Below are 12,921 nucleotides of genomic sequence, written 5' to 3'. Positions count from 1 at the left end.
AGAACCGCCGGATGCAAGCCTGGCTCACCGATCTGCAGCATCTGCTCGCGCATGGCGACGCCGCCGTGCTCGTGACTGTCGCGCGCGTCGAAGGCTCGGCGCCGCGCGAAGCCGGCACGAAGATGATCGTCACGCGCGAAGCGGCCCGCCACACGATTGGCGGCGGTCACCTCGAATGGAAGGCCATCGAGACCGCGCGCCAGGTGCTGCGCGAGGGTATGCGCACACCGCACGCGCGGCGCCTCGAGCGTTTCGCGCTTGGGCCGAGCCTCGGCCAGTGCTGCGGCGGGGCCGTCGTGCTCGCGTTCGAGCGCCTCGACGTGTCCGACCTCGGCTGGCTTTCGACGCTCGCGCACCGGCTCGCGGCGGGCGCATCGACCGTGCGTAGCGTATCATTCCGCTCCTCGCGGAATGGGACGCCGCCGGGCGGCGCAGTTGGCCACACTGCTGGCCTGGATCGGCAAGACGCGAGCGCAGAAAGCGCGGCGGCGGTCGCGACCGTCATGCTTTCGGAGCCGGAGCCGGGCGTGGAAACGCCCGACTGCCTGCTCTGGGACACCGGCACGCCGGGTCAAGGCGACGGCACGATGCTGCTCACTGAGACCATCGCGCCCAACGACTGGCCCGTCGTGCTGTTCGGCGCGGGCCACGTGGGCGCGGCGCTGGTGCGCGTGCTCGGCACGCTGCCGTGCCACGTGCGCTGGGTGGACGAGCGCGACGCCGCGTTTCCCTCGCCGGAAGCGTTCGCGGCGCTGGGTGCGCCCAACGTCGCGATCGACGCCAACGACGCACCCGACGAAGCCATCGACGCCGCCCCGCCCGGCACGAGCTTCATCGTGATGACGCACGATCATTCGCGCGACCTCGATCTTGCCGAGCGCATCCTGCGCCGCGGCGACTTCGTGTTCTTCGGCATGATCGGCTCGCACACGAAGCGTAAGCAGTTCGAGCACCGGCTCGCCGCGCGCGGCATCGACCCGCTGCAGATCGCGCGTATGCAGTGTCCGCTCGGCGTGGACGGCATCGTCGACAAGTCGCCCGAAGTCATCGCGATCTCGGCCGCCGCGCAATTGCTGCAGGCGATCGAGGCGCATGCGGCAGGCCTGCATGCGCGAGAGCATGCTGGCGTTGCGGTCCCCGGCACAATCCATTCCGCGTGATGTCATTCACTAACGAACTCGATTGAGCGAACCATGACCATCACGACCCCTGCGAACCCGCTCGTGCAGAAAGCTGCGCGCGCTCCGAAGGCCGAGCTGCATATCCATATCGAAGGCTCGCTCGAGCCCGAGCTGATCTTCGCGCTCGCGCAGCGCAACAACGTCAAGCTCGCGTACGAGTCGATCGAAGCCCTGCGCGCGGCCTACGCGTTCACCGACCTGCAGTCGTTCCTCGACATCTACTATGCGGGCGCGAGCGTGCTGCTCACCGAGCAGGACTTCTACGACATGACGATGGCCTACTGCGAGCGCGCGCTCGCGGACAACGTCGTGCACACCGAAATATTCTTCGATCCGCAAACGCACACCGAGCGCGGCGTGGCGATCGAAACCGTGGTCGCGGGCATCGACCGCGCGCTCGCCGACGCTGAAAAGCGCGGCCTCACGAGCAAGCTGATCCTCTGTTTCCTGCGCCATCTGAGCGAAGCCGATGCGCTCGCCACGTTCGACGCCGCGCTGCCGCTGTTCGACCGCTATCCGCGCATGGTCGGCGTGGGCCTCGATTCGTCCGAGCGCGGCCATCCGCCCTCGAAATTCGAGCGCGTGTTCGAGAAGGCGCGCGCGAAGGGCCTGAAGCTCGTCGCGCATGCGGGCGAGGAAGGGCCGCCCGCCTACATCTACGAAGCGCTCGATCTGCTCAAGGTCGACCGCGTCGATCACGGCGTGCGCAGCATCGAAGACCCTGCGCTCGTCACGCGCCTCGCCGACACGCGCGTCGCGCTCACCGTCTGCCCGCTCTCGAACCTCAAGCTCTGCGTGTTCGACGACATGACGAAGCACACGCTCAAGCAGCTGCTCGACGAAGGCGTCGCGGTGACCGTCAATTCCGACGATCCCGCCTACTTCGGCGGCTATGTCAACGAGAACTACAGCGCGATCATCGTTGCGCTGAAGCTCGACGACAAAGAGGTGTACACGATCCTGCGCAACAGCTTCGAGGCGTCGTTCGTGACGCCCGAAGAACGCGCTGCGCTGATCGCGAAGCTCGATCAGTACTGGAGCAGCGCCGTGGCCTGATCCCGCGCAGGACGTCCCAACGCAGGACGTTCCAAATTAGGGCTTCACCCCCAATGTGGACCGGCGCGAGAGCGCCGGCCCCAGGGCTTTTGCGCGCCGCGTTTTCAGGAGCGGCGCGCACGCAGCGCGCCATCTGCGAAGACGCAAGGCACGCGCGAATCCTGCTTATGAATACCTGAAATTTTTGGAGACGATGTTCCCATGACTCAATCGGCTTATCGCGCAAAACTGTTGACGTTCACCGGCGACCCCGCGCAGTCGCCCGATGCCGCCGTGTTCCACGAAGACGGCGTCGTGATCGTCGAAGACGGCCGCGTGACCGCGTCGGGCGACTGGTCGGCGCTGCGCGCCAGCGTAGCCGACGGCGCGACGGTGCACGACCTGCGCGACAAGCTGATCGTGCCTGGCTTCATCGATACGCACATCCACTACCCGCAGACCGACATGATCGCCTCGCCCGCGCCGGGTCTGCTGCCGTGGCTCGAAACGTACACGTTCCCGACCGAGCGCGGCTTCGCCGACGAAGGCGTGGCGGGCGACACGGCGCGCTTTTTCGTCGACGAGCTGCTCGCCTGCGGCACCACCACGGCGCTCGTCTACTGCACGGTGCACAAGCAGTCGGCCGATGCGCTCTTCACGGCGAGCGCCGCGAAGAACATGCGCATGATTGCGGGCAAGGTGCTGATGGACCGCCACTGCCCCGAGTTCCTGCGCGACACGCCGCAGTCCGGCTACGACGACAGCGCCGAGCTGATCTCGCGCTGGCACAGCAACGGCCGCCAGATGTATGCGCTCACGCCGCGCTTTGCGCCCACCTCGACCGAGGCGCAGCTCGAAGCGTGCGAGGCGCTCGCGAAGGCGCACGGCGACATCTTCATTCAGAGCCACGTCGCGGAGAATCTCGACGAAGTGAAGTGGGTGAAGGAGCTGTTCCCGCGCCAGCGCAGCTATCTCGACGTCTACGATCGTTACGGACTCCTGCGTCGCCGCGCCGTGTACGGCCACTGCATCTGGCTCGACGACGAAGACCGGCAGCGCATGGCGCAGACCGGCACGGTGGCCGCGCACTGCCCGACTTCGAACCTGTTCCTCGGCAGCGGCCTGTTCGACTTCGACAAGGCCCAGGCCTCGCAGATGCCCGTCACGCTCGCGACGGACGTGGGCGGCGGCACGTCGTTCTCGATGCTGCAAACCATGAACGAGGCGCACAAGGTCGCGCGCATGGGCGGCCATCACCTGACGGCCACGCGCATGTTCTGGCTCGCCACGGCGGGCGCGGCGGCCGCGCTCGACCTCGCCGACAAGATCGGCACGCTCGCGCCGCAAAGCGAAGCGGACTTCGTCGTGCTCGACCCGAAGGCGACGCCGCTGCTCGCGCGCCGCACCGCGCGCGCCGAATCGCTCGAAGAGCTGCTGTTCGCACTCGCCCTGCTCGGCGACGACCGCGCCGTGTTCGAGACCTATGCGGCCGGTGCGCGCGTGCACAGCCGTGATGAAGCGAAGCGCTAAAGACCGCAAATCTGACAGGATCGGCAACGCATCTTGTCGGAAAATGCCGATGCTATAATTTCTCATTCATTGGGGAGTAGCCGCCCCGCCTCGTGCCACCCGGCCAGCCGCTAAGGACTTGCCGCGCGCCGCGCACGTCAGGCGGGGGCGTCCGTCAACAGACTTGGCCTGCGTGGCCATGGCGGATGCAGCCTCGGGCCTGGCGAGACCGATGACTCATGACCGCCGCTACAGGGCCCGGCGGGTCGTGGGTCGTCGCTCGCACTCATCTCGGCCCGAGGATCATCAAAACGTGAATCAAGCCTTTCTCGTCTCCACTGGCGCGGTCGCGCTCGCCGAAATCGGCGACAAGACGCAGTTGCTCTCGCTCGTGCTCGCGGCGCGCTATCGCAAGCCCATGCCGATCATCCTCGGCGTGCTGGTCGCCACGCTCGTCAATCACTCGGGTGCGGGCGCGCTCGGCACCTGGCTCGGCTCGCTCGTCACGCCTTCGGTGATGCGCTGGGCGCTCGCCGCGTCCTTCGTGGCGATGGGCCTGTGGATACTCGTGCCCGACAAGCTCGACGAAGGCGAAGCCAACGTCAACCGCACGCGGCTGGGCGTGTTCGGGGCCACCGTCGTCACCTTCTTTCTTGCCGAGATGGGCGACAAGACCCAGATCGCGACCGTTGCGCTCGCCGCGCGCTTTCACGACTTCTTCGGCGTGGTGGCCGGCACGACGCTCGGCATGATGATCGCGAACGTGCCCGCGATCCTGCTGGGCGACCGCTTCGCGCACAAGCTGCCGACCAGGCTCGTGCACGGCATTGCCGCCGTGCTGTTCGTGGTGCTCGGCGTGCTCGCGATCATGGGCGTGGGCGTCTGACGCAACGGGGAACAGGACGCGTGAGCGCCCCAAAAGCAAAGCGCGCCTGACCTTCGATTCCGGCGCGCTTTCGTTCTTTCATGCCAGCCGTCACGCTGACCGGTCACTTTGCCGGGGCAGCCCCTGCTGGCGCGGCTGTAGCCGCCGGCGGCAACGCGGCGGCTGCCGGCGCCTCGTTCGGCGCCCCGCCGTTCTTGTCCACCGGCAGCCTGACCTGTTGCACCGAGCCGTTCTGCAGCGGGAAGTTCGAGAGCGCGCTGCGCACCAGATACGGCATCACGCGCACGAGCGAAGGATCGTCGCCCGAAGTGCGTGCCGTGACGTTATAGACTTCCTTCCCGCTCGCTTTTTCCGTGATGCGTATGCCAAGCGCATGCGAATACACCGGGTAGGTCTGGTTCACGTAGGCGGGGCCCCAGGGACCCCAAGGCCCCCACGGATTGACCGGCCCCCAGTACGGGGAAGGCCACGGGTTGTAAAAGACCGGCTGCGCGACCGTCACCGTGTCCATGCGGCTGCCGTAGGCGAGGCCCACGAGATAGCGCGCCTGCTGCTCGGGCACCTGGCGGAATGCATACGGGGCGAGGCCGCCCGCGACGAGATTCTCGTAGGTCGATTGCTCGATACTTTGCTGCTGGTCCGGGTTGCGCGTGAACGCGTAGGTGCGCGTGGCGTCGCTGCCGCCCTCCCACGCGGAGAACGCAGTCACATCGCTCGTCACATAGGTGGTGCAGCCGGACAGCGTCACGGCAAGCGCCGCCAGCATGAGCAGCGCGCGGCGGGTCCATCGGTCGGGCATCATGGTCTTCTCGTTGCAGTCTTGCCAGGGGTGGTGAAAGGCTGTCGTCTCGCAGTCGTTTTCGCGACAGGCCCCGATCATACTGACTCGCGCGCCGGCGCGAAAGTTCGGCGCCGCGCCGCGGCCCACGCCTTCGGGCCACTTCGGACAATCCGACCGAGCCTTTGTACAATGGGACGGCCGGCCGCCGCATTGACTGTCAAGGCGCGGCCTCCCCATATCGCCATCCGACCCGAAGCTTTCCCGCACGAGACCATGTCCGATACCGCCACGCCCACCGTGATCCGCCGCGAAGAGTACGCGCCGCCCGCCTTCCTGATCGACACCGTCGACCTCGAATTCGACCTCGTGCCCGAGCGCACCATCGTCAAGAGCACGCTGCGCGTGCGCCGCAACCCCGACGCCAGGCCTGACGCGCACCTCGAATTGATGGGCGAGCAGCTCGAATTCATCGGCGCGCAGATCGATGGCCAGCCGTACGAGCACGTGCGCGCGCACGAGCACGGCCTCACGGTCGAGAACGTGCCCGACGCGTTCACGCTCACGCTCACCGGCGCCTGCAACCCGGAAGCGAACACCACGCTCTCGGGCCTTTACGTGTCGAGCGGCAACTTCTTCACGCAATGCGAAGCCGAGGGCTTTCGCCGCATCACCTGGTTCCTCGACCGCCCCGACGTGATGTCGACCTACACCGTCACGCTGCGCGCCGACAAGGCCGCCTACCCGGTGCTGCTGTCGAACGGCAATCTCGTCGCGGAAGGCGATCTGCCCGACGGCCGCCACTATGCGAAGTGGGAAGACCCGTTCCGCAAGCCGAGCTATCTGTTCGCGCTGGTGGCGGGCAAGCTCGTGGCGCTCGAAGAGCGCATCAAGAGCGGTTCGGGCAAGGAAAAGCTGCTGCAGGTGTGGGTCGAGCCGCACGATCTCGACAAGACGCGCCACGCGATGGACTCGCTCATCCACTCGATCCGCTGGGACGAACGGCGCTTCGGCCTCGAGCTCGATCTCGACCGCTTCATGATCGTCGCCGTGAGCGACTTCAACATGGGCGCGATGGAGAACAAGGGGCTCAACATCTTCAACACGAAGTACGTGCTGGCGAATCCGGAAACGGCCACCGACGTCGACTTCGCCAATATCGAGGCCGTGGTGGGCCACGAGTATTTCCACAACTGGACCGGCAACCGCGTGACGTGCCGCGACTGGTTCCAGCTGAGCCTGAAGGAAGGCCTCACGGTGTTCCGCGACCAGGAGTTCTCGGCGGCCATGTCGGGCGGCGACGAGAACGAGGCCGCGCGCGCGACCAAGCGCATCGAGGACGTGCGCGTGCTGCGCCAGATGCAGTTCGCCGAAGACGCGGGCCCGATGGCGCATCCGGTGCGCCCCGAGAGCTACGTCGAGATCAACAACTTCTACACGATGACCGTCTACGAGAAAGGCGCGGAAGTCGTGCGGATGTATCAGACACTGTTTGGCCGCGATGGCTTCCGCAAGGCCATGGATCTGTATTTCCAGCGCCACGACGGCCAGGCCGTGACCTGCGACGACTTCCGCCGCGCGATGGCCGACGCCAATGGCCGAGACCTCGCCCAATACGAGCGCTGGTATAGCCAGGCGGGCACGCCGCGCGTGACCGTCACCACGCAATACGATGAAGCCGCGAAGCGCTATAGCGTGACGCTCGCGCAAGGCTATGCGAACGGTTCGCCCGCTGCGCGCGAAACGCAGAACGGGCCGCTCCTGATCCCGTTTGCGATCGGACTGATCGGCCCCGACGGCGCGGACCTGCCGCTGACGCTCGAAGGCGAACAGCGCGCGACGGGCACGACACGCGTGCTCGAGCTGACCGAGACGCAACAGACCTTCACCTTCGTCGACGTCGCACACAAGCCACTGCCCTCGCTGCTGCGCAACTTCTCGGCGCCGGTCATCGTGGAGTACGACTACAGCAACGACGAGCTCGCGTTCCTGCTCGCGCACGACAGCGATCCGTTCAACCGCTGGGAGGCGGGCCAGCGCCTCGCCACGCGCGAGCTGCTCGCGCTGGCCGCCCGCGCCGGCGCCGGACAGCCGCTCGTGCTGAACGACGCGCTCGTGAAAGCCTTTGCTCACGTGCTGACCGATGCGTCGCTCTCGCCGTCGTTCCGCGAGCTCGCGCTGATGCTGCCTTCCGAAACCTACCTCGCGGAGCAAATGGCGGAGTCGGATCCCGCCGCCGTGCACACCGCGCGCCAGTTCGTGCGCAAGGGCCTCGCCGCGGCGCTCAAGGCCGAATGGCTCGCCGCCTACGACGCCAACCTCACGCCGGGCGCCTACGAGCCCACGCCGGAAGCGGCGGGCCGCCGCGGCCTGAAGAACCTTGCGCTCTCCTACCTCTCGGAGCTCGACGACCCCGCCGACGCCGTGCGGCTCGCCACCGCGCAATACGACGGTGCGAACAACATGACCGACCGCGCGGCCGCGCTTTCGGCGCTGATGAACGCCGCGGCGGCCACAGGCAGCGACTATGCGAAAAAGGCGCTCGAGGACTTCTACGCACGCTTCGAAAAGGAGCCGCTCGTCATCGACAAGTGGTTCTCGCTGCAGGCCACGCAACGCGGCACGGCGCAGCGTCCGGTGATCGAGACCGTGCGCGCGCTGATGCGCCACCCGGCCTTCAATCTGAAGAATCCGAACCGCGCGCGCTCGCTGATCTTCAGCTTCTGCGCGGCCAATCCGGCGCAATTCCACGCGGCGGACGGCTCGGGCTACGCGTTCTGGGCCGAGCAGGTGATCGCGCTCGACGCCATCAACCCGCAGGTTGCGGCGCGCCTTGCGCGCAATCTCGAGCTGTGGCGCCGCTTCACGCCCGCGCTGCGCGAGGCGATGCGCGCGGCGCTCGAGCAGGTCGCCGCACAGGCGAAGTCGCGCGACGTGCGCGAGATCGTGGAAAAGGCGCTGGCGTAAGCCTGACTCAGCGCGGTACGCGGCGGGACGCCGTCCTCCCTCGCCGCGTGCCAGCCGATTGCGCACACGCCAGACACGCTGCCGGCCTTCGCGGCCGGCATTTTTGTGCGCATTTTTTCTGCATTATTTTTCTGTCTGCCATGCGCCCCGGCGCGATCGGGCGCTTTTTGGGGATTGTCCGCACGGGCCGCCCGGCGCGCCAGGCCGGGCATCGGCGGACTTTTTTTGCAGTGCCGCAAGCGGGCCGCCCTCGGTCCAGCGGGTAGAATTGCGCTATTCCCAAGCGCATCCGGAGTACTGCAATGGCATTGCAACGTCGTACCACTCTCACGAAATACCTGATCGAGCAGCAGCGCGAGCACAGCAACCTCCCCGCCGATCTGCGCCTGTTGATCGAAGTTGTCGCGCGCGCGTGCAAGGCGATCAGCTTCAACGTCAGCAAGGGCGCGCTCGGCGATGCGCTCGGCACCGCCGGCAGCGAGAACGTCCAGGGCGAAGTGCAGAAGAACCTCGACATCCTGTCGAACGAAATCCTGCTCGATGCGAACGAATGGGGCGGCAACCTCGCGGCCATGGCGTCCGAGGAAATGGAAACCTTCTTCCCGATCCCGGCCAACTATCCGAAGGGCGAATACCTGCTCGTGTTCGACCCGCTCGACGGCTCGTCGAACATCGACGTGAACGTCTCGATCGGCACGATCTTCTCGGTGCTGCGCTGCCCGGACGGCCAGCAGGCCACCGAAGAATCGTTCCTGCAGCCCGGCACCCAACAGGTCGCGGCCGGCTACGCCGTCTACGGCCCGCAGACCGTGCTCGTGCTCACGACCGGCAACGGCGTGAACTGCTTCACGCTCGACCGCGAACTCGGCTCGTGGGTGCTCACGCAGAGCAACATGCGCATTCCCGAAGAGACGCGCGAGTACGCGATCAACGCTTCGAACGCGCGGCACTGGTATGAGCCGGTGCAGCAGTACATTGGCGAGCTGAACGCGGGCAAGGACGGCCCGCGCGGCGAGAACTTCAACATGCGCTGGATCGCCTCGATGGTCGCCGACGTGCACCGTATCCTGAACCGCGGCGGCATCTTCATGTATCCGGCCGACAAGCGTGACCCGTCGAAGCCGGGCAAGCTGCGCCTCATGTACGAAGCGAACCCGATGTCGTTCATCGTCGAGCAGGCCGGCGGCATGGCCACCAACGGCGAACAACGCATTCTCGACATTCAGCCGAAGAGCCTGCACGAGCGCGTGGCCGTGTTCCTCGGCTCGAAGAACGAGGTGGAGCGCGTGACGCGCTACCACCAGGAAGCGAAAAAATAAAAAAGATGAAGGAAGGGCTTGCATACTCTGCGAATCCTTCCTATAATCTTCCTTCTCTGATGTGACGCCGGAATAGCTCAGACGGTAGAGCAGCGCATTCGTAATGCGAAGGTCGGGGGTTCGATTCCTCTTTCCGGCACCACCAAGATTCAAGCAAAAAGCCCAGTCTTCGACTGGGCTTTTTGCTTTGCGCCGCGGCTTTCCACGTCACGGCGGCCCGCCCGCATCATTAGCGGTGCGACGACAAAGAAGCATCCAGCGCCTCACCCACCTCCCCGACCACGTCATCCCAACGCCCCAGCTCGCGCTGCCTGAAAAGCCGCGCCGACGGATACCACGGCGTATCGTTGCGGCCCGTCATCCAGCGCCAGTCGGTGCAGGTCGGCAGCAGAATCCACACCGGCACGCCCGCAGCACCCGCCAGATGCGCAACCGATGTATCCACCGTGATCACGAGGTCGAGCGACTGCACGATGGCGAGCGTATCGGTGAAGCTGCCGATCTCCGGCCCGAGCGGTGTGATGTCGATGCCGGGCCGCAGCGCCTCCACCTCGCTCTGCGCCGCGCCCTTTTGCAGCGCAAACCACGCCACGCCGCGACGCGCGAGCACCGGATGCAGCGCGCGCAGGGCGATGGAGCGATAGCGGTCGAATTCGTAATCGGGATTGCCGGCCCACACCAGACCTATTCGGCGCGTGGGCGCGTCCGTGTTTATCGCGCCGGCAAGCCGCTCGCGCCAACGGTCGACGTCCCCGGAAGGTGCGCTGAGGTACGGCATCGCGAGCGGCAACATGCTCGCGCTCAGCTTCATGTATTCGGGGAAGCGGAACATGCGGCTCCAGAAGTCGTAGGGACCGGGCGGCAGCGCAGTCCAGACCCTGTTCACCCCGCTCGCACACGCCGCCACGTCGCCGAGCGCCTCGCCAACCCAGACATCGACGATTGCCCCCTGGCGCTGCAGCCAGTCGGCGTAGCGCAGGGACTGGATCTGGTCGCCCAGTCCCTGCTCGCCGACCAGCAAGAAGCGTCGTCCGGCAAGGGGCTCGCCGCACCACTCCGGGAAGCGTGGCTGCACCAACGTGCTGTTCTGCGGCAGACGTTCGTGCCAGCGGTAATGGCGCCAGCCCTCCTCAAACTCACCGTCACGCAGCAGCGACACGGCAACGTTGAACTGCAGATGCGCGTCGTCGGGCATCAGACGCGCTGCCTCGACGCTGTGCTGCCGCATGCGCGCGAATTCGCCGAGCATGTTCGAAGCATAGGCGGCGTTGTGATGCAGGCCGGCGACCGCGGCGTCCACCGTGAGCCCTTGCGTAGCGACTTCGTACGCCAGTTCGTATCGGTGCAGTTCGTTCAGGTGGAATGCGAGTTTGTCGAGCGCGTTGGGATCCGCAGCGAAAGTCGTGCGCATGCGTCCGATCTGCGCGTCCGTCTCCGCGGCATTTCCAAGGTGCGACAGCGCTTTGATCAAATCGACGCCATCGGCGAGGCGTGAGGCACCAAGCGCCCATGCGCGGCGCAGATAATTCACGGCCGCTTCGTGGCGCCCGTCTTCGAGGCTGAGCGTGGCGAGGCGGCGCACGGCGGGGTGAAGCCCGGGATCGAACCCGAGCGCCTTTTCGTACTCCGTACACGCTTCGGCGCGGCGACCGGCGAGCTTCAGCACGTCGCCCAGATTGCGATGCAGACTGGCCGAGCCGCCGCAAAGTGCGAGGGCCCGGTGATAGAAGGCCTCCGCTGCGATGTGCTCGTTCGCCAGTGCCGCGAGCAGGCCGCGATGCTCCCACAATTCGGCACGCTCTGGCGCGACGTTGATTGCGCGCTCCAGCCAGTCGCGCGCGATAGCCTGCTCGCCGTTACGAAAATGCGCGAGTGCGATGCGATGCAATGCGTGCAGATGGCGGGGTTCCGTGGCAAGCACGTCCTGATAGCCACGCAGCGCTTCCGCCATTTGGCCGTTGTCGAAGTATTGGTCGGCACGCGCGAGCAAGGCTTGTGCGGTCGAGTCGTCGGACGCAATAGCGGCCGGTGCGGTGCCGTCTTGATGGCTCATTGTGTGTTCACGCAACAGATTTGCGCGATGCCCGGATGGAGGATTGAAGTTCGAGATGACGTCAAACGCAGAGGCGGCGGGCTACCGACGGCCGATGCCCGCACGCTGCTTGAGTCGAAGCTTTTTGAAGATAGCGAAGATCGCCAGGCAGCCGAATCAGACGATGCTGAAAACCACCCAGCGCCTCAGACAATCCCCCGCTTCTCGCGCAGAAATTCGATGAAGGCGCGCAACTTGGGCGGCAATTGCGCGCGCCCAGGCGTGTACAGATAGAAGCCGGGAAACGACGGGCACCAGTCTTGAAGCACGGGCACGAGGCGCCCGCTGTCGAGTTGCGCGCGCACATAATCCTCGATCACGTGCAGCAAGCCCACGCCTTCTTCGGCGGCCCGGACCATCGTCCGCAAGTCGTTGGTCATGAAGCGCCCTTGCGTGAGCACGTCGAACACGCGCTGTGGCTCGTCGCGCCGCGCAAACTCCCACCGGTAGACGCCGCCCGTCGCGAAGCGGTAGTGCAGGCAATCGTGAGCGGCGAGATCGTCGGGCGTGGCCGGCGGCGCGTGGCGCCTGAAGTACGCCGGCGCCCCCACCACGGCAAGGCGGATCGGGCCGCCGATCGGCACCGCCACCATGCCCGGCGCAAGCGATTCGCCGAGCCGGATGCCCGCGTCGAACCCCTCGCCCACGAGATCGGCAAAGGCGTCGTCCAGCGCGAGTTCGAGCCGGATTTGCGGATGCCGCTCCATGAATTCCGCGAGATGCGGCAGCACGAGCAGCTCGCTCGCGACGCGCGGCAGATTGATGCGCAACGCGCCGGCGGGCTGATCGCGCGAGGCGTCGAGCGCATCGAACGCCGCCTCGATCTCGGTGAGCGCCGGCTGCACGCGCGCGAGAAACTGCGCGCCCGCTTCGGTGAGCGCGACGCGGCGCGTCGTGCGGTTGAAGAGCCGCACGCCCAGCTGGGTTTCGAGCGCGCGCACGCTTTGCGAAAGCGCCGACGTGGACAACCCGCAAGCGAGTGCCGCGCGCGTGAAGCTGCCGTGGCGCGCGACGGCAGCGACTGCGAGCAGTGCAGGCAGGCGCGTCGCGAGAGCGGGTGCGCCTGGCATCGCGGCGAAGGTCGAATCCATCTGCCCTCCATTGTGAAGCTCGGCTTCACAGTCCTTTCAGATAGACCCGATTTTTCCACAGAA

Annotated in this window: 9 protein-coding genes, 1 tRNA gene and 1 riboswitch; of the genes, 7 read left to right on the top strand and 3 right to left on the bottom strand. The window is 66.4% G+C overall.

Features of this window, described 5'->3' with window-relative positions:
• Positions 1-11 precede the first annotated feature (11 nt).
• The 4 genes from xdhC to E1956_RS07235 all read left to right on the top strand — a co-directional run bounded on the left by xdhC (position 12) and on the right by E1956_RS07235 (position 4,611).
• Positions 12-1,160 carry a xanthine dehydrogenase accessory protein XdhC gene (gene xdhC / locus E1956_RS07250; protein ID WP_134748001.1) on the top strand — a complete coding sequence of 383 codons (1,149 nt, stop codon included), beginning with the start codon at positions 12-14 and terminating at the stop codon, positions 1,158-1,160.
• 33 nt (positions 1,161-1,193) lie between these two features.
• A complete protein-coding gene (locus tag E1956_RS07245; RefSeq protein ID WP_134748000.1) occupies positions 1,194-2,237 on the top strand; it encodes an adenosine deaminase in 1,044 nt (347 codons plus the stop codon).
• Between the two features lie 201 nt (positions 2,238-2,438).
• Entirely contained in the window at positions 2,439-3,746 is a 1,308-nt protein-coding gene (gene guaD / locus E1956_RS07240) for a guanine deaminase (RefSeq protein ID WP_134747999.1), read from the top strand.
• Between the two features lie 52 nt (positions 3,747-3,798).
• Positions 3,799-4,030, top strand: a riboswitch (yybP-ykoY riboswitch).
• Positions 4,031-4,038: 8 nt separating this feature from the next.
• A complete protein-coding gene (locus E1956_RS07235) occupies positions 4,039-4,611 on the top strand; it encodes a TMEM165/GDT1 family protein (protein ID WP_197732821.1) in 573 nt (190 codons plus the stop codon).
• Between the two features lie 103 nt (positions 4,612-4,714).
• On the opposite strand, the gene E1956_RS07230 is transcribed toward E1956_RS07235, so the two are convergent.
• Positions 4,715-5,413, bottom strand: a complete 699-nt coding sequence (locus E1956_RS07230; protein ID WP_134747997.1) for a DUF4136 domain-containing protein — start codon at positions 5,411-5,413, stop codon at positions 4,715-4,717.
• 252 nt (positions 5,414-5,665) lie between these two features.
• Here E1956_RS07230 and pepN point away from each other — a divergent pair, with 252 nt between their 5' ends.
• The 3 genes from pepN (at position 5,666) to E1956_RS07215 (ending at position 9,817) form a co-directional block, all read left to right on the top strand.
• Positions 5,666-8,356, top strand: coding sequence for an aminopeptidase N (gene pepN / locus E1956_RS07225; RefSeq protein ID WP_134747996.1), 2,691 nt, complete (start codon positions 5,666-5,668; stop codon positions 8,354-8,356).
• Between the two features lie 302 nt (positions 8,357-8,658).
• Positions 8,659-9,675 (top strand): class 1 fructose-bisphosphatase, encoded by a 1,017-nt coding sequence (locus tag E1956_RS07220; protein ID WP_134747995.1) that lies wholly within the window; start codon positions 8,659-8,661, stop codon positions 9,673-9,675.
• A gap of 66 nt (positions 9,676-9,741) precedes the next feature.
• A tRNA-Thr gene (locus E1956_RS07215) sits at positions 9,742-9,817 on the top strand.
• 87 nt (positions 9,818-9,904) lie between these two features.
• Here E1956_RS07215 and E1956_RS07210 read toward each other — a convergent pair.
• Both E1956_RS07210 and E1956_RS07205 read right to left on the bottom strand, forming a co-directional pair.
• Entirely contained in the window at positions 9,905-11,728 is a 1,824-nt protein-coding gene (locus tag E1956_RS07210) for a tetratricopeptide repeat-containing glycosyltransferase family protein (protein WP_134747994.1), read from the bottom strand.
• Between the two features lie 185 nt (positions 11,729-11,913).
• Positions 11,914-12,858 carry a LysR family transcriptional regulator gene (locus E1956_RS07205; protein ID WP_232071318.1) on the bottom strand — a complete coding sequence of 315 codons (945 nt, stop codon included), beginning with the start codon at positions 12,856-12,858 and terminating at the stop codon, positions 11,914-11,916.
• Between the last annotated feature and the right edge of the window lie 63 nt (positions 12,859-12,921).

This window comes from Paraburkholderia pallida (assembly GCF_004524855.1).
GTDB lineage: Bacteria > Pseudomonadota > Gammaproteobacteria > Burkholderiales > Burkholderiaceae > Paraburkholderia > Paraburkholderia oxyphila.
Note: the sequence above shows the minus strand (reverse complement) of the source record. Positions and strands in the feature narration are given on the sequence as shown.

Bases quoted from the DNA above. Each gene is read 5' to 3' on its own strand.
- E1956_RS07210 (WP_134747994.1), bottom strand. From the start codon at position 11,728: ATGAGCCATCAAGACGGCACCGCACCGGCCGCTATTGCGTCCGACGAC.
- E1956_RS07230 (WP_134747997.1), bottom strand. From the start codon at position 5,413: ATGATGCCCGACCGATGGACCCGCCGCGCGCTGCTCATGCTGGCGGCG.
- xdhC (WP_134748001.1), top strand. From the start codon at position 12: ATGCAAGCCTGGCTCACCGATCTGCAGCATCTGCTCGCGCATGGCGAC.
- guaD (WP_134747999.1), top strand. From the start codon at position 2,439: ATGACTCAATCGGCTTATCGCGCAAAACTGTTGACGTTCACCGGCGAC.
- E1956_RS07245 (WP_134748000.1), top strand. From the start codon at position 1,194: ATGACCATCACGACCCCTGCGAACCCGCTCGTGCAGAAAGCTGCGCGC.
- E1956_RS07205 (WP_232071318.1), bottom strand. From the start codon at position 12,858: ATGGATTCGACCTTCGCCGCGATGCCAGGCGCACCCGCTCTCGCGACG.
- pepN (WP_134747996.1), top strand. From the start codon at position 5,666: ATGTCCGATACCGCCACGCCCACCGTGATCCGCCGCGAAGAGTACGCG.
- E1956_RS07220 (WP_134747995.1), top strand. From the start codon at position 8,659: ATGGCATTGCAACGTCGTACCACTCTCACGAAATACCTGATCGAGCAG.